Annotated in this window: 17 protein-coding genes and 1 pseudogene; 9 read left to right on the top strand and 9 right to left on the bottom strand. The window is 63.1% G+C overall.

Features of this window, described 5'->3' with window-relative positions:
* From CKO36_RS14295 to CKO36_RS14275, 5 genes are all read left to right on the top strand, one after another.
* Positions 1 to 1,067, top strand: a 1,067-nt coding sequence (locus tag CKO36_RS14295; RefSeq protein ID WP_200284916.1) for an RNA-guided endonuclease TnpB family protein, incomplete at its 5' end; no start/stop codon positions are given.
* A 15-nt stretch (positions 1,068 to 1,082) separates the two neighbouring features.
* Positions 1,083 to 2,414 carry a 23S rRNA (uracil(1939)-C(5))-methyltransferase RlmD gene (gene rlmD / locus CKO36_RS14290; protein ID WP_200284914.1) on the top strand — a complete coding sequence of 444 codons (1,332 nt, stop codon included), beginning with the start codon at positions 1,083 to 1,085 and terminating at the stop codon, positions 2,412 to 2,414.
* A 114-nt stretch (positions 2,415 to 2,528) separates the two neighbouring features.
* Positions 2,529 to 5,435: a sulfite dehydrogenase subunit SoeA gene (gene soeA / locus CKO36_RS14285; RefSeq protein ID WP_200284906.1), complete on the top strand. Its 2,907-nt coding sequence runs from the start codon at positions 2,529 to 2,531 to the stop codon at positions 5,433 to 5,435.
* A 56-nt stretch (positions 5,436 to 5,491) separates the two neighbouring features.
* Positions 5,492 to 6,214 (top strand): sulfite dehydrogenase subunit SoeB, encoded by a 723-nt coding sequence (soeB, locus tag CKO36_RS14280; protein WP_200284904.1) that lies wholly within the window; start codon positions 5,492 to 5,494, stop codon positions 6,212 to 6,214.
* 96 nt (positions 6,215 to 6,310) lie between these two features.
* The gene (locus CKO36_RS14275; RefSeq protein WP_200284902.1) at positions 6,311 to 7,291 is read left to right on the top strand and encodes a dimethyl sulfoxide reductase anchor subunit family protein; all 981 of its coding nucleotides are present in this window, start codon (positions 6,311 to 6,313) and stop codon (positions 7,289 to 7,291) included.
* A gap of 41 nt (positions 7,292 to 7,332) precedes the next feature.
* Here CKO36_RS14275 and yjgA read toward each other — a convergent pair whose 3' ends face one another.
* Both yjgA and recJ read right to left on the bottom strand, forming a co-directional pair.
* Positions 7,333 to 7,899, bottom strand: a complete 567-nt coding sequence (gene yjgA / locus CKO36_RS14270) for a ribosome biogenesis factor YjgA (protein ID WP_338053492.1) — start codon at positions 7,897 to 7,899, stop codon at positions 7,333 to 7,335.
* Positions 7,880 to 9,649 (bottom strand): single-stranded-DNA-specific exonuclease RecJ, encoded by a 1,770-nt coding sequence (gene recJ, locus CKO36_RS14265; protein WP_200284894.1) that lies wholly within the window; start codon positions 9,647 to 9,649, stop codon positions 7,880 to 7,882. The genes yjgA and recJ overlap by 20 nt, the downstream gene beginning before the upstream one ends.
* A gap of 101 nt (positions 9,650 to 9,750) precedes the next feature.
* Here recJ and CKO36_RS20150 point away from each other — a divergent pair, with 101 nt between their 5' ends.
* The 3 genes from CKO36_RS20150 to CKO36_RS14250 all read left to right on the top strand — a co-directional run bounded on the left by CKO36_RS20150 (position 9,751) and on the right by CKO36_RS14250 (position 12,836).
* Complete coding sequence (locus CKO36_RS20150) at positions 9,751 to 9,870, top strand: transposase family protein (RefSeq protein WP_200284920.1); 120 nt, start codon at positions 9,751 to 9,753, stop codon at positions 9,868 to 9,870.
* A 163-nt stretch (positions 9,871 to 10,033) separates the two neighbouring features.
* Positions 10,034 to 10,456, top strand: a complete 423-nt coding sequence (locus tag CKO36_RS14255; protein WP_242469629.1) for a hypothetical protein — start codon at positions 10,034 to 10,036, stop codon at positions 10,454 to 10,456.
* A 76-nt stretch (positions 10,457 to 10,532) separates the two neighbouring features.
* On the top strand, positions 10,533 to 12,836 hold the full coding sequence (locus CKO36_RS14250) for a tetratricopeptide repeat protein (RefSeq protein WP_200284890.1): 2,304 nt from the start codon (positions 10,533 to 10,535) through the stop codon (positions 12,834 to 12,836).
* A gap of 82 nt (positions 12,837 to 12,918) precedes the next feature.
* Here the strand turns inward: CKO36_RS14250 and CKO36_RS14245 are convergent, their stop codons facing one another.
* The 7 genes and pseudogenes from CKO36_RS14245 to CKO36_RS20475 form a co-directional block, all read right to left on the bottom strand.
* Positions 12,919 to 13,083 carry a hypothetical protein gene (locus tag CKO36_RS14245; RefSeq protein ID WP_200284888.1) on the bottom strand — a complete coding sequence of 55 codons (165 nt, stop codon included), beginning with the start codon at positions 13,081 to 13,083 and terminating at the stop codon, positions 12,919 to 12,921.
* A gap of 31 nt (positions 13,084 to 13,114) precedes the next feature.
* Positions 13,115 to 14,500: a sensor histidine kinase gene (locus tag CKO36_RS14240; RefSeq protein ID WP_200284886.1), complete on the bottom strand. Its 1,386-nt coding sequence runs from the start codon at positions 14,498 to 14,500 to the stop codon at positions 13,115 to 13,117.
* On the bottom strand, positions 14,497 to 15,171 hold the full coding sequence (locus tag CKO36_RS14235) for a response regulator transcription factor (RefSeq protein WP_200284884.1): 675 nt from the start codon (positions 15,169 to 15,171) through the stop codon (positions 14,497 to 14,499). The genes CKO36_RS14240 and CKO36_RS14235 overlap by 4 nt, the downstream gene beginning before the upstream one ends.
* The gene (locus tag CKO36_RS14230) at positions 15,165 to 18,314 is read right to left on the bottom strand and encodes an efflux RND transporter permease subunit (RefSeq protein ID WP_200284882.1); all 3,150 of its coding nucleotides are present in this window, start codon (positions 18,312 to 18,314) and stop codon (positions 15,165 to 15,167) included. Before CKO36_RS14230 ends, CKO36_RS14235 begins: the two co-directional genes overlap by 7 nt.
* Positions 18,304 to 19,578: an efflux RND transporter periplasmic adaptor subunit gene (locus CKO36_RS14225; protein WP_200284881.1), complete on the bottom strand. Its 1,275-nt coding sequence runs from the start codon at positions 19,576 to 19,578 to the stop codon at positions 18,304 to 18,306. The genes CKO36_RS14230 and CKO36_RS14225 overlap by 11 nt, the downstream gene beginning before the upstream one ends.
* Positions 19,575 to 20,942 carry an efflux transporter outer membrane subunit gene (locus CKO36_RS14220; protein WP_200284879.1) on the bottom strand — a complete coding sequence of 456 codons (1,368 nt, stop codon included), beginning with the start codon at positions 20,940 to 20,942 and terminating at the stop codon, positions 19,575 to 19,577. The genes CKO36_RS14225 and CKO36_RS14220 overlap by 4 nt, the downstream gene beginning before the upstream one ends.
* A gap of 234 nt (positions 20,943 to 21,176) precedes the next feature.
* A pseudogene (locus CKO36_RS20475) lies at positions 21,177 to 21,815 on the bottom strand (site-specific integrase).
* Between the two features lie 467 nt (positions 21,816 to 22,282).
* On the opposite strand from CKO36_RS20475, the gene CKO36_RS14205 reads away from it, so the two are divergent.
* A partial coding sequence (locus tag CKO36_RS14205) for a hypothetical protein (RefSeq protein ID WP_200284875.1) occupies positions 22,283 to 22,735 on the top strand: 453 nt, incomplete at its 3' end.

Here is a 22,735-nt window from a genome sequence, read left to right as displayed (position 1 = left end):
GCGACGACTGGACGAACGATGCTTACCTGCGCCGGATCATGCGCAAGCACTGGCATCGCGGGCACAATCACACCCACAACCAGATCATTGTCCGCTCAGACAACTACACCAGCTTCCACCTCGGCGGGCGCGTCTGGATCAAGATTCCCGGTCTGGTCAAAGGCCAACGCATTGCCATTCCGCTCGATACCACCGTCGCGCCGACCGGCACGCTGCGGATCATTCTGACCGACGAGGACCGCATCGAAGTTCATTACGCCATTGACGCCGAGATCACCCAGGACAGCGGCGCGCGCACCATCGGCGTCGATAAAGGCTACTCCGAGGTGCTGGTCGATTCCGACGGCGAGCACCACGGTCAGGAACTGGGCGCGATCCTCACCGACACCTCCGACAAACTCAAAGCCAAATACCAACGCCGCGCCAAGCTGCGCGCGTGCGCCAACAACACCCGCAACCCGCGCAAGCGCGAGCACATTCGCCGGTTCAACCTCGGGCGCAAGAAGCTCAACCGGCAGATGGATAAGACCCACGCGCGCATCCGCGACATCGTTTTCCAGTCGGTGAACAAAGTGGTCGACAAAGCCGCCGTGATCGCGGCAGAAGATCTCACCGCCCCGATGGCGGGCAAGTCCTTCGGCAAGAACGTCAATCGCCGGCTCGCCAGTTGGACAAAAGGCGTCATTGCCGAAGCACTTGACAGTGTTTCATGCCGTCGAGGTTCGACGGTCGTGCTGGTCAATCCGGCCTATACCTCGCAAATTGATTCCCGCAACGGAGGCCTGCTCGGCAAACGCCAGGGGGATCGGTTTTACTGTTTCGACGGGGAGGTGTTGGACGCCGACCAGAACGCCGCGCAAAACGTGCTGGCACGCTTAACTGATCCGGACATCGAGCGGTTCACGCCATATCGAACGGTGAAGGCCATCGTGCAAGCACGGACTGAGCGCCTCCGGTTGGGACTGCTCAACCAGGACTCCAGTTGCTCGCCCGGTCAATCCCGGGTGCTATCAACGGAGAGCGAATTACCCAAAAACCACCATGCGCAACTTTGTTTAGGTTTTTAGGAGCAGTCGCACCGGATGGGCAAGAAAAAAGCGCTCCCCCAGGAGCCGATTGAAGCTGAGATTACCAGCCTGAGTCACGACGGGCGCGGAGTGACCCATGTTGAGGGGAAGGCGGTCTTTGTCGTGGGTGCGCTCAGCGGCGAGCGGGTACGCGTGCGCCTGACCCGCCGCCAGCGCCGCTATGACGAAGGCGAGGTGGTGGAGATCCTGGCGGCCTCGCCGGATCGGGTGGTCCCGCGCTGTGCGCATTTCGGGCGTTGCGGTGGTTGCGCCTTGCAGCATTTGGCGCCGGCGGCGCAAATTGGCATGAAGCAGGATATTCTTGCCGAGGTGTTGCAGCGCATCGGCCAGGTGCAACCGGACACCTGGCTGGAGCCCTTGGTGGCTGAACATTGGGGCTATCGGCGCAAGGCGCGGCTGGGCGTGCGTTATGTGGCCAAGAAGGGTCGGGTGCTGGTCGGTTTTCGCGAGCGCGGTTCGTCTTTTGTGGCTGATTTGCAACGCTGCGAGGTGTTGCATCCGGCAGTCGGCGAACGCCTGACGGAACTGGCGGAGCTGATCGGTGCGCTGAGCATTCGCGAGCGCGTCGCGCAGATCGAAATGGCCCAGGGCGATGATCCGGTGGTGTTGATTCTGCGGGTGCTGGACGCGCCCTCGCCGGAGGATCTCGCCCATTTGCAGGCTTTTGGCGAGCGCACGGGGCTGCATCTTTATTTACAGCCCGGTGGTCTCGACAGTGTGCAGCCGCTGCCGGGACAGCAGGTCGATCTGACCTTCAGACTGCCGGCGTCCGATGTCACGCTGGCGTTTGAGCCGAACGATTTCACCCAGGTCAATCTGGAGTTGAATCGTCTAATGGTGGATCGCGCCCTGTCCTGGCTCAATCCGCAGCCGCAGGATCGGGTGCTGGATCTGTTCTGTGGGCTGGGTAACTTCACTCTGCCGCTGGCCCGGCGGGCGGCGACGGTGCTGGGGGTTGAGGGAGAGGCTGGCTTGGTGGCGCGTGCGCGTGCCAATGCTGAGCGCAACGGCTTGGATGCCGAGCGGGTGCGTTTCGATCAGGCCAATCTCTATGCCGATGAGGCCGAGCGCAATTGGGCCTGGGCGCGACAGTCCTTTGACCTGGCGCTGATTGATCCGCCGCGCAGCGGTGCGCTGCAAGTGCTGGACGCGCTGGCGGCGACAGGCATTCGGCGCCTGGTCTACATCTCCTGCTATCCCGGAACCCTGGCGCGTGATGCCGGCCATTTGGTTGCACAGCATGGCTTCCGCCTCACCGCTGCCGGGGCCATGGATATGTTCCCGCATACCGCCCATCTGGAATCCATGGCGGTGTTTGAGCGCTAAGATTTCCGGTCTCAGTCAGCGACTGCGATGTCAGTTTGTCACCAGGGGCCATGGCCAGTAGAATGTGGAAGTTTTTTGCTATTCACCGTTTTGCTGCCAGTCAGGGTTTCCTCCATGCAAGATCCCGCCTCCCGCTCTGATCAGTCCACCGGCCATCATGAAGTCAAGGAAACCACCTGCTACATGTGCGCCTGCCGTTGCGGGATTCGCGTGCATCTGCGCGATGGGGAAGTCCGCTATATTGAGGGGAATCCGGATCATCCGCTGAACAAGGGCATCATTTGCGCCAAGGGGTCGTCCGGTATTATGAAGCAGGTCTCCCCGGCGCGTCTGACCAAGCCGCTGCGACGCAAGGCGTCGGCCAAGCGCGGTGCGTCCGAGTTCGAGGAGATCTCCTGGGACGAGGCGATGGGGATGCTAACCGAGCGCCTTGGGCGGCTGCGCGCGGAAGACCCCAAGCAATTTGCGCTCTTTACCGGCCGTGATCAGATGCAGGCGCTGACCGGCATGTTCGCCAAGCAGTTTGGCACCCCCAACTACGCCGCGCACGGCGGCTTCTGTTCGGTGAACATGGCCACCGGCATGATCTATTCCATCGGCGGCTCTTTCTGGGAGTTCGGCGGGCCGGATCTTGATCACGCCAAGCTGTTTGTGATGATCGGCACGGCGGAGGATCATCACTCCAACCCGATGAAGGCGGCAATCTCCAAGTTCAAGCGTCAGGGCGGGCGCTTCATCGCCATCAATCCGGTGCGCTCTGGTTATGGCGCCATTGCCGATGAGTGGGTGCCGATCAAACCGGGCACCGATGGCGCGCTCTTCCTGGCACTGACCAACGAGATTCTCAAGACCGGCCTGTTCGACCGCGATTTCCTCATCCAATACACCAATGCCGCCGAGCTGGTGATTGATGATCCCGAGCGCGATGATCACGGCATGTTTTATCGCGATACATCGATTGATGTCACTCGCGGCTGTACCGATCCGCAGGACAAGTTTTGGTGGGATCGCAACACCGGCGAGGTGCTGACGCATACCAAGGGCGCCGATCCGCGTCTGCTCGGCGCCTACACCATGAAGGACGGCACGCCGGTCAAGACGTCCTTTCAGTTGCTCAAGGAGCGCGTCGAGCCGCATACCCCGGAATGGGCCGAGGGCATCACCGGGATTCCGGCCGACACCATTCGCCGCCTGGCGCATGAGATGGGCATCATGGCGCGCGACCACAAAATCGAGCTGCCGATCAACTGGACCGATGCCTGGGACAACGAGCATGCCACGGTGACCGGCAATCCGGTCGCCTTCCATGCCATGCGCGGCCTGGCGGCGCATTCCAACGGCTTCCATACCATTCGCGCACTGAGCATTCTGATGACGGTGTTGGGCACCATTGATCGTCCCGGCGGTTTTCGGCACAAGGCGCCTTTCCCCAAGCCGATTCCCCCGTGTCCCAAACCGCCGCATGGGCCGGAAGCCGTGCAACCGAATACCCCGCTCGACGGCTTGCCGCTGGGCTGGCCGGCGCGTCCCGAGGATCTGTTCGTCGATGATCAGGGCGAGCCGGTGCGCATCGACAAGGCGTTTTCCTGGGAGTATCCGCTGGCAGCCCATGGCCTGATGCACAATGTCATCACCAACGCCTGGCGCGGCGATCCCTATCCCATCGACACGCTGTTCCTGTTCATGGCCAATATGGCGTGGAACTCGTCGATGAATACCGTCGAGACGCGCAAAATGCTGGTCGATCAGCATGAGAATGGGGAGTACAAGATTCCCTTTATCGTGGTCTGCGACACCTATGCCTCAGAGACGGTGGCTTTTGCTGATCTGGTATTGCCGGACACCACCTATCTGGAGCGCCACGATGTGCTCTCGATGCTTGACCGGCCGATTTCGGAATTCGACGGCCCGGTCGATGCGGTGCGCTTGCCGGTGCTGCCGCCTAAAGGCGAGTGTCGGCCCTTTCAGGATGTGATCATTGACTTGGGCGCGCGCCTCGGGCTGCCGGCCTTCACCAATGAGGATGGCACGGCCAAGTTCCGTAACTATCGCGATTTTGTGGTCAATTACGAGACCTCGCCTGGTTCCGGGATCGGCTTCCTGGCCGGCTATCGTGGCAAATTCGGCGACAAGGCGCTGAAAGGTGAGCCCAATCCCCAGCAGTGGGAGCAGTATGCCGCCAATCACTGCTTTTTCCACCACGAGTTGCCGCGCAGCTACCAGTTCATGCGCAACTGGAACAAGGGCTATCTGCACTGGGCACGTGCCCATGGTTTGACCAAGTGGGCCGAGCCTATCACGCTGCATATTTATTCGGAGGTGCTGCAACGCTTCCGCGCTGCTGCGCAGGGCAAATGGCCGGGGCGACGGCCGCCGGAGCGCTATCGCGAGCGCATCGAGACCTTTTTCGATCCGTTGCCGTTTTACTATGAGCCATTGGAGACGCAGCGCATCGACAAGAACCGCTATCCGCTTAATGCGCTCACCCAGCGGCCGATGGCTATGTATCACAGCTGGGACAGTCAGAACGCCTGGCTGCGGCAGTTGCACAGCCACAATTATCTGTTCGTCAATCCCAAGGTGGCTATTGCCCAGGGCATTCAGGATGGCGACTGGATCTGGGTGGAATCCCATCTGAACCGGGTCAAATGCATGTGCCGCTATTCCGAGGCGGTCGAGCCCGGCACTGTCTGGACCTGGAACGCCATCGGCAAGGGCGCTGGTGCCTGGGGGCTGAGTGCCAGGGCGGATGAGTCCAAAAAAGGCTTCCTGCTCAATCATGTGATTGGCGAGGAGTTGCCGGTGGTGCCCGGTGACGGCAGCCAGGTGCTGTCGAACTCCGACCCGTTGACCGGGCAGGCGGCTTGGTACGACGTGCGCGTGCGCATCTACAAGGCCGGGCCGGATGAGAAACAAATAACCGAGCCACAGTTCACGCCGATGAAGGCGCTGCCTGGGCAATTGACCCGTCCGCGCTCGCGCTGGCAGGCCTATGTTGCCGGGGTGTTCGGGAGGAAATAGCATGGCCCGGCCATGCGGCCGCCGCGCACTGATTTGGCACTGAATTAGGTATTGCGATGACTCAACTCGCTCTGGTAATCGATCTCAACGTCTGCGTCGGCTGTCATGCCTGCGTGACTTCCTGCAAGCAATGGAACACCTCCGGCTGGGCGGGTCCCATGGTGGATGAAAATCCCTATGATGCCGCTCCGACCGGCACCTTTTTTAATCGCGTGCAGACCTTCGAGGTGGGCAACTATCCCAATACCGAGACGGTGCACTTTCCCAAGAGCTGCCTGCATTGCGAAGATCCGCCCTGTGTGCCGGTGTGCCCGACCGGTGCGTCTTATAAGCGCGAGGACAACGGCGTGGTGCTGGTCGATTATGACAAGTGCATCGGCTGCAAATACTGCTCCTGGGCCTGTCCCTATGGGATGCGGGAAGTCGATACCCAGCAGAAGGTGATGAAAAAATGCACCCTGTGCATTGATCGCATCACTGATCAATCGTTGCCTGAGGCCGAGCGCAAGCCGGCCTGCGTGCTCGCTTGCCCGACCAGCGCGCGTCTGTTTGGCGATGTGCAGAATCCAGATTCTGAGGTATCGATTGCCATTCGCGAGCGCGGTGGCTATGCCCTGATGCCGGAGTGGGGCACGCAGCCGGCCAACCATTATCTGCCGCGCCACAAAAACCGGATGCACATCACCGAGGATGACCTGCTGCGCACGAATAATCCGCTGAAGAAAGAAGACATTACTGTCTATCATGGCGAGGAAACCCTGGAGGATGTGACCTGGTAGCGTACGAGCGCCAGGCGCCTGATTATCGACATCCGCACTGACCACCGCAGCGACAATCGACACCACTGACTACTAGCGAAGGGCCCGTTTAAGACCATGCATCCTGCCTTTTCCGTCATCTTTCTCACCACCCTGCTCGGTGCCGGTCAGGGATTGTTTTTGGCGCTGATCACCGGTCAGGTCTACTCGCGTATCCATCTGATTGATGCGCAGAGTTCCGATTACTACTTCCATGGCAGCCTGATCGCGCTGGCCCTGCTGGTGCTGGGCCTGATTGCCTCTTTCTTCCATCTTGGGCGTCCGGAGCGTGCCTGGCGGGCGGCCTCGAAATGGCGCACCTCCTGGCTGTCACGCGAAGTCATTGTGCTGCCGGTGCTGATGGGGTTGGTGGCGTTGTTCAGCCTGATTCATTGGATGGGTTGGACCCAGCCCTTTGTGGTGGCTGGCGATGATGCCTTGCCAGTGGATGCCAGTCTGCTGGTGGGCGTGATGGGCGCCATTGTGGCGTTCGCGCTCTTCGTGGCCACAGCCATGATCTATGCCAGCGTGAAATTTCTCCAGGAGTGGGCTTCGCCGCTGACGGTGGTGAACTTCACCTTTTTCGGCTTGGCCTCGGGTTTCATGCTGGCGGCGGCTTATTCAGCCTGGCTTGGCAATGATCTGGTCACCTTCTTTGGCACCTGGGCGGTGATCTTTACCGCCATTGCCTTTCTGTCGCGTGGTGCCTCGCTGCTGCGCAATCGCCATATCAAGTATCGCAGCAATCTTAAGACTGCCATCGGCGTGCGTCATCGCGACATTGCGCAGAAATCCCAGGGCTTCTCGGCGGGTTCCTTCAACACGCGCGAGTTTTTCCATCATCGCAGTCCGGGCACGCTTCGACGGGTGACTGCCGTCTTTATGCTGCTGGTGTTTCCGGTGCCAGTGGTGCTGATCGGCGTGGCCTATGTGACCAAGTCACCCACGCTGCCCATTCTGGCCTTCTTGATTCAGTACCTCGGGCTGGTCGCCGAGCGCTGGTACTTTTTCGCCGAGGCCCAGCATCCGCAGAATCTCTACTATCAGACGGTTTCTTAGGCGCCCCTTTTTGGCTGCTGGCTAGGCTCAGTTGGTCGGACTCAGTCGGTCGGGTGCGGCTCGCTCATTAAGGTGCGCAGATGGCGGAACAGCTTGCGTGGCCCCTCGGGTCGATGCTGTTCGGTATCGCGCCGGGCGACACGAATCAACGCGCGCAACGGCTGGCGCTCGGCCTCTGGATACTGAGTCAAGAAGTCCTCAAGCGCAGCATCGCCCTCGGTAATCAGGCGCTCGCGCCAGCGCTCCAGTTGATGATGCCGTGCGCTGGCGGCCCGCTCGGCCTGCTCGCGCCGGGCTAGCAAAGCCTTAAGCGGTTCCTGATCCAGACGCGCGAGACAGTTGGCGATGCGCTTGTAATGCCGCGCCAGGGCACGCTTGTCCTTGATGCGTGCGGTTTCATCAATGGCTTCCCAGGTCTTGGCATCCAACGCCAGACGCTCTAGCTCGGCGCGCGGTAGGCTGAGCAATTGCTCAGCCAGAGCCTGCAACGCAAGATGTTCACGCTTGATGGAGCTTTTACTCGGCCCCTCGGGAAAATCGGGGGATTCCGGTTGCCTTGGTTCATCCATATTTTGTGTTAAGCGACGGTTAATCGACAGATTGTGCATGTTCCAAAATCAGCTGCGGCTGCCGCAGGCCACGATAATCATTCACATCCAGGCGATAGGCCAGATGAGCCCGGGTGCCAAGTTCGGCCTTACAGGCGGCGAGCTGAAAGCCGATGGCATCAATGGCAATGCCGTCGTTGGTCTGGGCGCGCAGCTTAAGATGCTGATCCTTGATCACCCGCACCTCGGAAATGGCAAACTCGCCATCAAATACCGGCTCGGGAAAGCCTTTGCCCCAGGGCGCCGCCAGGCGCAGGGCGGTGGCCGTTTCAAGTGACAGCAGCGAGCTGGCCAGCTCACCGTCGGAGAGAATTTCCCGCACCTGCGCCACCGCGCCCAGTTCAGCCGCCACGGTGGCAATAAACGCCTGGCGAAAGACCTCCAGATGTGCCTCGGCCATGGTGACGCCTGCGGCCATCGCGTGCCCGCCGAAGCGTTCCATCAGGCCGGGATGACGGCGGTCGATGGCGGCGAGCAGATCGCGCAGATGCAGGCCATCAATGGAGCGAGCCGAGCCCCGCAGCCGCCCATCATCGCCGCGTGCAAACACAATGACCGGGCGATGGTAATGTTCCTTCAGGCGTGAGGCGACAATGCCAATGACGCCCTGATGCCAGTCCTTGCCAAACAGACAGAGTCCGGGCGGCAGCTCCTGATCGCTGCTGCTCAGCTGTGCCACCAGGGTTTCAGCCGCTTCGCGCATCTCAAACTCCAACTCGCGACGCTGGCGATTGAGGCGATCCAGCTCGCGCGCGAGCTGCATGGCGCGCACCGGATCATCTGTCACCAGGCATTCCACGCCGATGGACATATCTTCCAGCCGCCCGGCGGCATTCAGGCGTGGCCCGGCTACGAACCCCAGGTCACGCGCAGTCACCTGTTCTACACGGCAGCCGCCGATTTCCAGTAGCGCACGCAAGCCGGGCCGACAGCGCCCATGGCGAATACGCCTGAGCCCCTGCTCAACCAGGATGCGGTTGTTCTGATCCAGTGCCACCACATCCGCCACCGTGCCAAGTGCCACCAGATCGAGCCATGCGGCCAGATTCGGCTCCGGGCGCTGCGCGCCAAACCAGCCGCGCGCGCGCAGACAGGCGCGGGTGGCTACGAGCAGATAAAAGATCACTCCCACGCCGGCGAGGGATTTGCTCGGAAAGGCACAGCCGGGTTGATTGGGATTCACAATCGCCGCTGCGGCTGGCAGCTGCGCCCCCGGCAGGTGATGATCGGTAATGAGCACCGGAATCCCCAGTGCATTGGCCCGCTCCACCCCGGCCAGGCTGGCAATGCCATTATCCACGGTGATAATGAGATCGGGCGCCCGCGTTGCCGCTACCTCAACCAGCGCCGGACTTAGGCCATAGCCATCCGTGAAGCGGCTGGGTGTGAGATGATCGGTCGCCGCTGCTCCCAGCGCGCGCAACCCCAGCAGTGCCACCGCCGACCCCGTCGCGCCATCAGCATCGTAATCACCAACAATCAGAATACGCTGCCCCTCGGTGATGGCACGCGCCAGCAAGGCCGCCGCCGACGCGCTGCCGTGCAACTGCTCGACCGGATGCAGCCCGGCCAGCGTACAGCTCTGATCACGACTGGCTCCGCGATTTTGATACAACGACTGCATCAGCGCCTCCAGCTCGCGCGGCACAGTCACGCTCTCGCTACGGCGGCGAATACGCACCGGCAAACCAGTCGCCGCCGGCGCCGAGCGGCGCCGACGATGAGTTGGGGATAAATGGGACTTCAGCATCGCCATAGCCTAGCATGATTGCTCTGGGCGGTAGGGGCAACGGCCTTTTCAGCCAGGGCGAGCGCGTATTAACGCTAGATCTGACATGATGTTGCGGCACCCTGTTAGCCAATCGCCTTGAAGATCCCCGTGTTGAGCGTAATAAGCTGTATCCGCTTGAAGATATTCTGCTGGTGACGGTCTGCGGGGTACTGAGTGGGGCGGACGGCTGGCAGACTTGAACTCGCCCACCCGCAAGACCCCGAAGGTCTGGCCAGCGGAGCTGGACAAGTAGCAGACTCACGGGTTAACCAACTGGCTGCAGTGGATCGGGAGACAAACCGATCAAATATTCAGCGATGATTCGATTAAGGTGACTGTATGAGTGAAAGTACTGGACAAGGCTTGACCGACGAATCCGCCTCCGTCCAATCGCACCTGCAAATCATGCAAGGCGTGATTCAGCGCATGGCCGCGAACAGCAGTTCCTGCAAGACCTGGTGCATTACCATCGTCTCGGCGATTCTCGTCGTGACCGCGCACAAGGACAAGCCCGAGCTCATTTGGCTGGCGCTGTTCCCTTCGATCCTGTTCTTCGTGCTGGATGCCTACTACCTGGCGCTGGAGAAGGCATTCCGGGCCTCCTACAACGCCTTTCTCAAGAAACTGCACACCGGGCAGTTACAGCCGGAGGATCTCTACGCCGTAGCGCCGGAAGGCAGCATGGAGCAGCACCGCGTGGAGGCTGCCAAATCCTTCTCGGTGTGGGGGTTCTATGGCTTCCTGATCATCCTGGTCGTCATTGCCTGGCGGTTCATCCTGCAGTAACCGGCCGCGACCAGGGGGTACATGCCATTCGAGTCCACTGCTATCATGCTCCCAGACACGCCGTCAGGGAGCGCCCATGAGCACCGGTGACACGTCCCCCAGACCGCCACGAATCTTCATCAGCTACAGCCACGACAGCCCCGAGCACGCCGAGCGGGTGCTGCAGCTGGCCCTGCAGTTGCGTCGGGACGGCCTCGATGCCCGGCTGGACCGCTTCGAGACCGACTCCCCCCAGGGAGCGCCCCAAGGCTGGCCGCGCTGGTGCGCCGAGCAGATCCTCGCCGCCGACTTCACCCTCCTGGTCTGCACCGCCACCTACCGCCAGCGCTTTCTCGGGCTGGAGACCTACGGCCAGGGACGCGGGGTCAAGTGGGAGGCCAAGGTCATCCACAACGTCCTCTACTACCGCGAGGTCAACACCGGTTTCATCCCGCTCATCCTGAGCCCCGAGGACACCGATCAGATCCCGGAGACGGTGCGCGATGCCTCGCACTACCTGATCGCGGGGACGGTGCCGGCCGACGCCGGCTATCTGGACCTCCGCGAGCGTCTCGTCCAGGGCCGATCCTGGCCACCCTTGCCCCTCCCGGAGCCGAGCCAGGCCCCGCCAGCGGTCCCCTGGGACGCAGCCATCCCCACCGGGCGCGTCTGGGAGTCGTCCGAGCACATCACCCAGGCCCTGGAGCAGATTCAGCAGGCCCAGACCACCCATGAGCACCGCTCCCGGTGGCGGCATTGGGTGCTCGCCATGCTCATCCTGGTGGTACTGGGCGCCGTCGGCGGCTTGGGCTGGCAGCAATGGCAGACGCGCCACGTCCTGTTCGATCCGGTGGCCCTCAAGGCCCGGATGGGAGCCCAGATCGAGGAGACCTTCCAGGCCAAGCTCGCCAGGCTCAAAGAGACGGGCGCTCGGGCACCGCAGATCGACGGGCTCTACCGCTGGCGTGAGGAGGCCGAGGGGCAACTCGATCAGGCGGTGGCCTTCGTTCAGCGGATCTCGGAGACCGAGCGCCAGTCACTCACCGCCGAGGCCGCCAGGGTGGCGCAAGAGCGCGGTGTCGAGGCAGCCTTGGAACTGCTCACCAAGCGGCTCGAAGAGGCGGGCGAGCGCCACAAGGCCCGTGCCCGCGAGCTGGCCGAGGCGGCGCTGTTCAAGGCGGATCTGCATGAGACACGGCTGGAACGCACGGAAGCGCGGGCCGCCATCGAGCAGGCGATCGCCCTGGACCATGGCTGGTGGAAACCGCACAACCGGCTTGGCATGCTGGCGCTCGATCAGGCCGACTGGAAACAGGCGGAGCAATCCTTCCTCCAGGCTCAGCTTTTGGTGACCGAAAAGACCGACGAAGCGTCGGTGCTCAACAACCTGGCCCTGCTCCTTAAGGCCACCAATCGTCTGAACGAGGCCGAGCCGCTGATGCGGCGCGTGGTCGGCCTCTTCGAGGTGAGCTACGGCCCCGAGCATCCCAACGTCGCCACGGCGCTCAACAACCTGGCCGCACTCCTTTGGGCCACCAACCGCCTGGGCGAGGCCGAGCCGCTGATGCGCCGAGCGCTGTCGATCGACGAGGCGAGCTATGGCCCCGAGCATCCCCACGTCGCCACGGCGCTCAACAACCTGGCCGCACTCCTTTGGGCCACCAACCGCCTGGGCGAGGCCGAGCCGCTGATGCGGCGCGTGGTCGGCATCTGCGAGGCGAGCTACGGCCCTGAGCATCCCCACGTCGCCACGGCGCTCAACAACCTGGCCCTGCTCCTTAAGGCCACCAATCGTCTGAACGAGGCCGAGCCGCTGATGCGGCGCGTGGTCGGCCTCTTCGAGGTGAGCTACGGCCCCGAGCATCCCAACGTCGCCACGGCGCTCAACAACCTGGCCGCACTCCTTTGGGCCACCAACCGCCTGGGCGAGGCCGAGCCGCTGATGCGCCGAGCGCTGTCGATCGACGAGGCGAGCTACGGCCCCGAGCATCCTGATGTCGCCCGCGATCTCAACAACCTGGCCCAGCTCCTTCAGGACACCAACCGCCTGGGCGATGCCGAGCCGCTGATGCGCCGAGCGCTGTCGATCGACGAGGCGAGCTACGGCCCCGAGCATTCCAAGGTGGCCATCCGGCTCAACAACCTGGCCATGCTTCTTCAGGCCACCAACCGCCTGGGCGAGGCCGAGCCGCTGATGCGGCGCATGGTCGGCATCTTTCTGATCTTTTCCCGGCGGAATGGATACGCTCATCCGCATCTGAGCGCGGCATTTCAAAATTACCGAACCTTGCTCAAAGAAATGTCACTCGACGAGACCGAAGCCCAGCAGCGCATCGACTCCCTCGGCTCCGAAGCCGGCCTCGACGAGGACCAATACCGCCAGCTTGTGCAGACCCTTTGAAACCACAACCGACTCCTGGCGACCAATCACTCACAAGAACACGAAACCGCCGGTGATCGATGGTAAACTCGGCAGCGACGATCTAGTATTGCCGGGAACCCAGGCTAACGAGGATCCAGACCGCAGAGACGTAACCTGGCGGAAGCGCCAAGCTGTGTCCGAGCTTGGCGGTGGCAAAGTACAGGATCGCCAGGATCAGGATGTCTCGCCAGCGTCGATGCGTTTGCCCTGAGAAGAGGGCTGTCATGGGTGTCTTCCAGCTTGCGCGGTCTACCCTCTCATTCTGACGTTTCAGCACCAGGGACTGTGCTATCGATTGAATGCTGGCCGTTGGCAACCGGATGCGCGGTTTCCTTCTCGCCCCTCAGCTTCAGAACGACCCGATGCCCACCAGACCCGGCCTCGTTCACATACCCCCACCCAAGCCGCTCCGTCAGCTGTGCGGTCAATTGCAGACCCAATCCGAATCCGAGCGATTGTTGCGTTTCCTCCTGGGACTCCGGGCGGCTGTTGAGGATCTCGATACGGCCTTCCTGTTGTCGGATCGAGACCCGTCCGTCCCAGGTGTGCTGGAAGGCGTTGCGGATGAGGTTGCCGAGGACGATGCGAGCGGGAACCTCGGGGATGGAGAGGTTGTACGGGTGGGTGTCCAGACAGATGCAAACGCGCTTTTCGTTGAGCAGATAGCGCATCTCCTCGACCAATTCTTCGACGAGCGCGTCAAGTCGTACAGGGTGCGATGAGGGTGCCTCTCGACCCTCACGGCTCAGCCAGAGCAGGGTTTCGGTCAGGTGCTGCATGTTGAGGCTGGCCCGGTTCATGCGCTCGAGCACTTGGCTCTGGCGGATATCGACCGGGTTTTCGCTCGTTTCCCGCAAGCGAGACAACAGCTCCAGGTTGCTGCGTATGACGGCGATCGGGGTGCGCAGCTCGTGACTGGCGTGACGCAGAAAGCGATGCTCGCGCTCCAGGCTCTCCTGCACCGAGGAGAGGCTGGTCCGGATCAGTTCGGCGAGCGCGTTGAGCTCGGGATAGGAGAAGTCAGGCGGCGGCTCTCGAAGACGCTGGGGATCGAGCGCTCCGGTCCAGCGTCCGAGCGCGGCGACCGGGCGCGAGATGCGCCTCAGCAGCAACCAGATGATGAGACCGAGCGTCGCCACGATGAGGATGCTGATGATGATCAGGGTATGCATCGACCGGGCGGCATTGCGGCCGATGATCTTCGGCGAGGTTGCCGCGGATACGGTCTTGGCGATGAAGAGCGTGTGACCCTGGCGCTCCAGACGCATGGCGAAATGGATGATGTCGGGGTGTTCCAGCCAGCGCGATCTGTGCTGCTTGTAGAGCAGGCACTGGGCCTCGGGCGGCTCGGGGAAGGCCGCCTGGATCTCGGGCGGCATTCGCTCCCAGTTGAGGGTGATGTGATAGCCGCTGAAGAGACTCGGTGCCTCTCGCTGATCGAGGGGCACGTCATTCAGATAGCGTTCGGCGGCTCGCTCCATGTTGCTGGCGACGATGTTGTCCATGCCGCGAATGAAGAACTGGACCGAGAGCCAGGAGTAGCCGACCACCAGGACGCAGCCCAGGGCGAGGAAGGAGAAGATCAGGAACCATTTGAGACTCAGCTGCCCGCGCGCATGGCCCGGTATCGGCGATGCCTTCATGGGTCCGGTCCCTTGATGACGAAGCCGTGACCGGGAACGGTCTGAATGAGCTGAGTGGGGAAGGGCGCGTCGACCGCCTTGCGCAGATGGAAGAGGTGCACCTTGAGGCTGTCGCTGTCCGGCATCTCCTCGCCCCAGACCGCCGACTCCAGTGCCTGCCGGGAGACCACGGCCGGCGAGGCGCGCATCAGCGCCTCCAGCAGCCGCCAACCGGTCGGAGTCAGCTTGAGGGACTGCCCGGCGCGGGTCGCCGACCGCTCGGCCAGGTTCATCTCCAGGTCCGCGCAGCGCAGACACTGAGCCTGGCCGCTGCGGCGCCGGGCCAGCGCTCGGACCCGCACCACCAGCTCCTGGAGCGCGAATGGCTTGACCAGATAGTCGTCGGTGCCGGCACGAAAACCGTCGAGCTTGTCCTCGAGCTGGTCGCGGGCGGTGAGCATCAGGATGGGGGTGTCGTCGCCGTCCGTGCGCAGACGTTGGCAGACGCTCAGACCGTCGAGCCGGGGCAGGTTGAGATCCAGCAGCAGTGCGTCGTAGCGTCCGCGCCGCATCAGCTCCAGTCCGGCCATGCCGTTGCTGGCATGGTCGCAGCGGATGCCTTCCAGATCCAGATAATCGACGAGGGTTTGGGCCAGGTCCAGATCGTCCTCGACCAGCAGCAGGGTCAGCATGGCTGCTCCTCCTCCTTGCGAGGCGACAGTAGGCGTCGGCGCAATCGACCGATCAGACCGGCGACGTCCTGCTGGATCAGCAGCAGGGCCGGGATGAAGATGAGGGTGATGAAGGTCGCGAACATGATGCCGTAGCCCAGCGAGACCGCCGCCGGGATCAGGAACTGCGCCTGCAGCGAGGTTTCGCCGAGCAGCGGCACCAGGCCGGCGAAGGTGGTGAAGGAGGTCAGCAGCACCGCCCGCAGCCGGTCGAGGCCGGCGTGCGCGGCCGCCTCGCGCACGTCGTCGGCGTGCTTGTGCAGCTCGTTGAAGCGCGCGGTCAGCAGCAGGCTGTCGTTCACCACCACGCCGCTCAGGGCGATGATGCCGTTGAGCGAGAGGATGCCGAGCGAGAGCCCGTTGATCCAATGTCCCAGAATGGCCCCGACGATGCCGAAGGGGATGGCCGTCATGATGAGAAGGGGCTGGACGTAGGAGCCCAGCGGGATCGCCAGCAGCAGATAGATGAGCAGCATCGCCAGCATGAACATCTGGGCCATGGACGCCTGGGTCTCGGCCTGTTCCTCGGCCTCGCCGGCGAAATGGATGTCGAGCCCCGGATACTGGCGCTCCAGTCGGGGGGCCACATCGGCCCGTAGCTGGGCGACCAGCTCGGTCGACGAGAGCTGCTCCTTGTCGACGTCGGACGAGATGTAGACCGCGCGCTTGCCGTCGATGCGGGTGATGGTGTCGCGGGTGTAGCCGAAGGTCAGGGTGGCCACGCTGGCGAGCGGCACCACGGATCCGTCCGGCGTGCGCACCCGTGCCTGGAGCACGTCGGCCGCGCTCTGACGGTCGGCCTCCGGATAGCGGACCTTGACCTCGATCTCGTCGCTGTCGCGCTGATAGCGCTGCACCACCTGGCCGCTGAACGACTGTAGCACCTGGACGGCGAGGGAACTGGTGGTCATCCCCAGCGCGCGTCCCTGCTGGGTCAGCTCCAGGCGCAGCTGGGGCTGGCCGGGCTCCAGGTTGTCCTCGATGCCGAAGACGGCCGGGATCTGTTGCAGATGCGCCTTGAGCGCCTCGCCGGCCAGGGTCAACACCTCGTCGTCGTTGGCGCGCAGCTCCACCCGCAGCGCCGAGACCATGCGCCGGAAGCTCTGAATGTTGAGCGTGCGCACGCCCTCCGGGAGTCCCGCCGCCTCGCGCCAGCGCTTGGTGAAGACGCGGATGTCGTAGGGCGGATCGGCGTGCAGCTCGACCGTCACCCGGCCGGACTGGTCGCCCGAGGACAGCACCTGCAGATTGGCGATGCCGCTTTCGTCCTTGTTCTTGCGCAGTTCGCGGTCGACCGCGTAGGCCAGCGACTCCAGCCGATCGAGCGCCCGGTGGGTCTGGCCGAAGCTGGCGTCGTTGCGCATGGTCACCTGGGCGCGCACCGTGTCCCCGAGGATGTCCGGGAAGAAGCTGAGACGGACCGCGCCGGTGAAGGGCATCGAAATCACCAGCACCAGCACGGTCAGGAAGACGAGGACGGTCGCGTAGCGATGGATCAGCGCTTGCTCCAGCAGCGGGCGGTAGAGGCGGTCGCGGAAGAGTGTCATCCCCATGTCCGCTCCGCGCTGCACCCATTGCCAGCCGCGCAGCAGCGGGTTGCGGGTCGGTCGGCGATGGGTCTTGAGGTGCGCCAGATGGGCCGGCAGGATCAGTTTGGACTCGACGATCGAGAGGATCAGACAGATGGCCACCACGTCGGCGAACTGGGCGTAGAGCTCGCCCAGGTGGCCCTGGATCTGGGACAGGGCGTAGAAGGCGGCGACCGTGGTGAAGACGCCGAAGAGCGTCGGTACCGCCACCCGCAGCGTCCCCCGGATGGTGTTGCCCAGGGTGTCGCCGCGCTCGGAGCGCAGTGTGTAGACGCTCTCGCCGACCACCACCGCATCGTCGACCACGATGCCCAGGGCCATGATGAAGCCGAAGGTGGTGAAGGCGTTGAGCGAGAGTCCCATGAGGCCGTCGCCCATGAAATAGAGGGTGCCGAAGAAGATGAAGGGCAGCCCCATGGCGACCCAGAAGGCCAGGGTCAGATCGAGGAAGGCGGCGAGCAGCACGAACACCAGCAGGATGCCGGTCAGGGCGTTGCGCACCAGCAGTTCGAGCCGGCTCTGGATGCTCTCGCTGCGGTCGTACCAAGTGGCCAGCTCGACGCCCTTCGGCAGCTCCCCGCTCGTCTGCCAGGCGTCCGCGACCCGGCGCGCGGCGGCGACCGTGTCGATGATGTCGTCCTGCCCGGTGGTGACCACCTGCAGTCCGATGCTGTCTTGCCCCTGATAGCGCAGGAGCGAGGAGGTGAGGTCGTCGTAGGCGTCGCGGATCCGGGTCACGTCCCCGAGACGGATCTCGCGCCCGTCGGCGCCCGTGATCAGGGGGATGGCGGAGAACTCCTCTACCCGGTAGGCCTGCTCCGAGGCCTTGAGCTGCAGATAGAGGTCGCGGTCGCGCAGCACCGCCGTCATGGTGTTGGAGGATCCGGCGTTGACCGCCTCCTCCACGTCCGAGAGCGAGAGTCCGTAGGCCTGCAGCCGGCCCTCGTCGATCTCGACCACCATCATGGGGTCCAGCCAGCCGGAGATGGTGACTCGGCTGATCTCGGGTGTGGCCATGAGGTCGGACTTGAGCTCGTCGGCCAGGCGCTGAAGGGTGTGGCGATCGGCGTCGCCGTAGAGCTGCAGCCAGAGCGAGTGTTCCTCGCGCTCGGCCTTCTGGATGACCGGATTCTTGGCGTCGGCCGGGAAGGTCGAGATGGCGTCGACCTTGGTCTTGACGTCGGTCAGCAAGGTGTCGAGGTCGTAGTCCGACTGCTTCTCGATGGTGACGGTGACGCCGCTGCCGGTCGAGCTGCTGGTGATGCTGTCGATGCCGGTGACGCCTTCGAGCTGATCCTCGATCTTGATCGCCAGCCCTTCCTCGGACTGCTGGGCCGAGCCGCTGTCGTAGGAGACGGACACCGTGATGCTGTTCGGCTCCAGGCTGGGAAAGGCCTCCTTGCGCAGATCGCCAGCAGAGAAGACGCCCGCGAGGATCACCAGGATCATCAGCAGGTTGGCCGCGACCGGGTTGCGTGCGAACCAGCCGATGATGCCGCCTCTGTCAGTCCTCATCGCGCGATACCTCGACCGGATTGACCGCCATGCCCGGCAGATAGCCGTTCAGCGGATGCACCAGCACCTGCTGTGCGCTGTCGCGCAGCGTCTCGGGCGCCTCGATATAGATGCCCTGGGCATCGCTGAAGACCGGCTCGGCGGTGAAGCGCTCCAGATTGCCCTCGGGATCGACCCGCCAGATCTCGCCGCGCTGGCTGAGCGCGGCGCTCGGCAGACGCCAGAGCCCGTCGAGCTCGCGGCCTGCCACCTCGGCCTCCACGAAGGTGCCGGGCAGCAGGGGCAGTGCACGGTCGAGCGGTCGGTCGACGGCGATTACCAATGCGCGCTGGCGGGTGGTCTCGTCCAGATGGCGCTCGGCGCGCAGCACCCGGCCGGTCCAGACCTGGCCGTCCTCGACGCTGGTGAGCCTGGCGGGCCAGTCGCCGCGGGTCAGGGTTTGCGTGTCCGGCAAGGTGCTCCAGTCGCGTGCCGAGAGCGCGACCGAGACCTCCAGGCGGTCCAGACTGTAGAGCGAGGCGACCTGGGTGCCGGCCTGGACATAGCTGCCGGGCGCGACACTGCGCTCGACCACCAGTGCATCGAAGGGGGCGGTGATGCGGGTCTCGGCCAGATCCTCGCGGGCGCTGACCAGGGTCGCCTCGGCATGGGCTACGGCCGCCTTGGCCGCCGCCAGCTGGGGCTTGCGCAGGACCAGCTCCGAGTCCGGCTTGCCGCGCAGCCCGGAGGCCTTCCATTCGGCCGCCGCCTGGACGCCTTGGCGCTCCTCTTCGAGCAGGGCCAGGCGCGCCGAGGCTAGATCGTTTTCGGCGCTGGCCACGGCGGCGCGGTAGTCGCTGTCCTCCAGCTGCACCAGGACATCGCCCTTGGCGACCCGCTGACCGGATTCGAGATGTTCCGACAGCGCGTCGACCCGGCCCGAGACCTGTGCCGTCAGGGTCAGCGCATAGTGCGCCCGGGCCTCGCCGTAGCCGCTGACCTGGGCCTGATAGCGCGCGGGCGTCACCCGCACCACGCGCACGTCCGGACGCTGGGTGGTCATGCCGGATCCCTTCGGGGCAGCCCCACCGGGCGGTGCCGATTCTGAGGGTCCGCCCTTAGGCTCGGGCTTGGAGCCGGCTTGGCTCGGCGGCCCGCCGGCCCCGGGTGGTCCACCCGATCGGCCACCTGGGCCATGCAGGTGGGTTTGTACATAGAGTCCGGCGCCGGCCAGCAAGACCAGGGCGGCGATGAAGACCAGCCATTGTTTGGAGCGCGAACTCATGCGCGCGTCCCCAGCCCAAGGGCGAGCCCGAGCACGATACGGTTTGTCAGGCGTTCGTAACGAAGGTTGTCCAACTGCGCCTCCAGATCATAGGTTTGCTGCTGGACGCTCAACAGATCCAGGATATCGACCAGTCCGGCCCGGTAGCTGCGTTCGTACTGGGCCAGATTGTTGCGTGCGGCGGTCAGGGCCGCCTCGACATGGGTCTGACGCTCGGCGAGCGTCCGTTCCTGGCCCAGGGCGTCCTCGACCTCCTGCACGGCGGTCAGCAGGGTCTCGCGATAGGCCTGATAGGCCTGGGCCGTCTGTAACTTGGCGATCTCGGCGGCCGCGCGCAGTTGTCCGCCCCGATAGAGTGGCGCGGTCAGCTGACCCAGCAGCGCCCAGAGCGGATCCTGAAGCAGGGTCGCACTCGGCTTGGCCGCCGCATCGGAGAGGGCCGCCTGCAGACTGATGCTGGGTAGCAGATCCTTGTAGGCGACCGAGGTGCGCAGATCGGCCGCCTGGATCGCGGCATAGGCGGCCTGGAGGTCCGGGCGGCGCTGGAGCGTCTGATCCGGCAGGGCGGCGAGGGGAGGGAGCACCTGCGGATAGTCGGCGGGAAAGTCGATCGTCTCGGTTCCGCCGACACGTCCCAGCAGCACCTTGAGTGCGCGCTGGCGCTGCGCCAGTGATTCGCGATACCGGGCGAGCGAGGCCCGCGAACTGGCCGTCGAGCTGCGCGCGCTGTCCAGATCCTCCAGGCGGCCGAGCCCGTTGCGGTAGCGCTGCAGGATGAAGTCGGCGTTCTGCTCCAGGGTGGCGAGCCGGCGCTGTTCGATCTCGATGGCGTGACGGTCGGCGATGAGACCCAGCCAGTTCTCCATCAGGTCCGCCGCCAGTGCGTCGCGGGCCGACCGATAGAGCGCCTGCTGTTCCTCGACATCCTTCTCGGCGGCCTGGTCGTTCTCTGACAGCTTGCCCCAGAGATCCACTTCCCAGCTCACCGTGACCGAACTGCGGTAGGCAGGATCGCCGAACTGCTCGCGCGAGCCCGAGGCCGAGCCCTCGACCGACGGCAGCCGCGCGGCCTCGGTCTGGCGCCGCTGGGCGCGCGTGATCCGCAGCGTGGTCAGGGTCTGCTGCAGGCTGGGATTGGCCGCCAATGCCTCTTTGACCAGCGCATCCAGCTCGGGCGCTTGGATCAGATCGTCGAGATAGGCGGACGGCACCGCGTCCGGCTGCGGCGACCAGGCTGGAACCTGGTCGGTGTCGCGCACGGCCTGGGCGGCCAGATCCGGCCGCGTCGGTCCCACGGCGCAGCCGCAGACCAGAGCGGCCAGGCCGAAGGCGATGCCCTGCTGTATGAATAACTTCGATCGCATTGATGAGCCTGAGAAGAACTGCCGAACCTCTAAGAGCGCAAAGCGCGCAAAGGGTTTCAATGGCTCACGCACTTGGCTAAGCCCGGCCAGAGCTCGAAGGACGCTGAAGATTCACGACCTCGCATTTCTTAGCGTCCTTCGCGTCTTTGCGGTTCAAATTTTCCGATATCGGAAAGATACGCCTGGAGGGGTTAAGTGCGGGTTAAGTAGCTTAAAGTTCGTCGACGGGGCTCTTCACCGGCCCCGCGTCCCGGACAACTGGTCGAACAGGGCGCGGATCTCGTCACGGGTCAAGACGACCGGCATGCGCGGCGGACGCCGGCCACGGGTGAAGCGCAGCTCGTCCAGAGGCCGCTCCAAGACATGGCGAAACAGGAACACCAGGGCATTGAGCGCCTGATTCTGGGTGCTGGCCGCGACACCCCGATCGGCCGCCAGATGGGCCAGGAAACGCTCGACGTCCGCCAGACCTCAGGCTGCTGGATCGGAACCCCCGCAAAACCCAATGAAGCGATGACACCAGTCGACATAGGTCTGCTCGGTCCGGATGGCATAGCGCCTCGCACGCAGCGTGCGTGCGAGTGATTTCAACAGATCGAGATCCTCGGCCGAGCGCTGGAAATAGGAGCGGTTCTCGACAGCCCCCTCAGGTGTCACTGTCCTTGCAAGGGTCGGGTGATCCGGTGCCAGATCCTTCGTCGCCGATTTCCAGTAGTCCCAATCGACCTGTTCCGCGCTCGGATTATGCGCCAGATCAATGAGAAGCAGTTGCACGGCATCCACGGTTTGATGAAACTGCCAGTCAGTCAAACGCTGCTCACGGGCATAACGAGGGAAGAAGGCCGTGATCTGTTCCTTCGTCACTTCCCGCATTCGCGCCGGGCGCATTGCCTCGATGAATGCCTCTGCGCGTTTGACGTACCACTCGCGTTGTTTGTGGGGGATGCGATGGCGCTTCAATAGAGAGAGGTATCGATCCCAGCCGGATGGATTTCCGGATTCGCGGCGGGCAGTGGAGGTATCGGAAGGGGTAGAACGAGAATTGAAATGGCGAGGCATAGCGGCATAGCTTTACCCATAAGTCGAGTCCGCGTGCCCGCTCAGACACTTACGGCCCCCGGTTTTCGTCTTACGAAGCTGGCAACTCATGACTCCAAGACGCTCAATCAAGCACTTATCTCGTCGTACACGAAAAGCGCTATAAGATATGGGTAAAGCTATGGGCATAGCGGTCCCGAAATATTGTGCTAGGCTGACTTCAGGTTAGCACAATATTACCGGACATCAGTCCATTTCACTGTTATGTGCTGTAGGTAGTCCTTTCTGAGAATGGAAATAAAATGAAACAAGAAGTACGAAACTCTTATATTGCTAGGTTAAGTGAAGAAATTTCTGGTTCTCTTGCAGGGACTAACTTTGAACGTTTTGGCTATATCATTTCGGATCATTACTTTTCAGACTATGAAATGATAAATAAAGGCACTAATGTTGACGGTGCACCAGTAGGGTATATTGTAGACAGTGTATCCACAGATGCGTCTGTGGTAACAGAATACAGTTCCGATAAAGACTATTTTAGTAACTTAAAAAAGATAAAGAACGACATAAAGCACTCATTTAATCATTGCAAAGGTTCTTTAACTAAATTACTTTTGTTTGGCAGCAGGGCCTTGATCATGCCTTGGTCCATTGTTGCTAAGCCGCCACAGGCATCAGGTAGGGGCGCTTTGCCGGTCGAGGTCGTCGTCGAGCCGGCCAAGCCGGCCAAGGCATGCGTTCAAGCACTTGCTCAA

Origin of the sequence: Rhabdochromatium marinum, assembly GCF_016583795.1 — a bacterium.
In the GTDB taxonomy this organism is placed as follows: domain Bacteria; phylum Pseudomonadota; class Gammaproteobacteria; order Chromatiales; family Chromatiaceae; genus Rhabdochromatium; species Rhabdochromatium marinum.
This window is presented reverse-complemented; position numbering and strand designations above follow the sequence as displayed.

Bases quoted from the DNA above. Each gene is read 5' to 3' on its own strand.
- CKO36_RS14230 (WP_200284882.1), bottom strand. From the start codon at position 18,314: ATGAGGACTGACAGAGGCGGCATCATCGGCTGGTTCGCACGCAACCCG.
- CKO36_RS14275 (WP_200284902.1), top strand. From the start codon at position 6,311: ATGCATCCTGCCTTTTCCGTCATCTTTCTCACCACCCTGCTCGGTGCC.
- CKO36_RS14240 (WP_200284886.1), bottom strand. From the start codon at position 14,500: ATGAAGGCATCGCCGATACCGGGCCATGCGCGCGGGCAGCTGAGTCTC.
- recJ (WP_200284894.1), bottom strand. From the start codon at position 9,649: ATGCTGAAGTCCCATTTATCCCCAACTCATCGTCGGCGCCGCTCGGCG.
- soeB (WP_200284904.1), top strand. From the start codon at position 5,492: ATGACTCAACTCGCTCTGGTAATCGATCTCAACGTCTGCGTCGGCTGT.
- soeA (WP_200284906.1), top strand. From the start codon at position 2,529: ATGCAAGATCCCGCCTCCCGCTCTGATCAGTCCACCGGCCATCATGAA.
- CKO36_RS14225 (WP_200284881.1), bottom strand. From the start codon at position 19,578: ATGAGTTCGCGCTCCAAACAATGGCTGGTCTTCATCGCCGCCCTGGTC.
- CKO36_RS14245 (WP_200284888.1), bottom strand. From the start codon at position 13,083: ATGACAGCCCTCTTCTCAGGGCAAACGCATCGACGCTGGCGAGACATC.
- CKO36_RS14250 (WP_200284890.1), top strand. From the start codon at position 10,533: ATGAGCACCGGTGACACGTCCCCCAGACCGCCACGAATCTTCATCAGC.
- CKO36_RS14220 (WP_200284879.1), bottom strand. From the start codon at position 20,942: ATGCGATCGAAGTTATTCATACAGCAGGGCATCGCCTTCGGCCTGGCC.
- rlmD (WP_200284914.1), top strand. From the start codon at position 1,083: ATGGGCAAGAAAAAAGCGCTCCCCCAGGAGCCGATTGAAGCTGAGATT.
- CKO36_RS14235 (WP_200284884.1), bottom strand. From the start codon at position 15,171: ATGCTGACCCTGCTGCTGGTCGAGGACGATCTGGACCTGGCCCAAACC.
- yjgA (WP_338053492.1), bottom strand. From the start codon at position 7,899: ATGCACAATCTGTCGATTAACCGTCGCTTAACACAAAATATGGATGAA.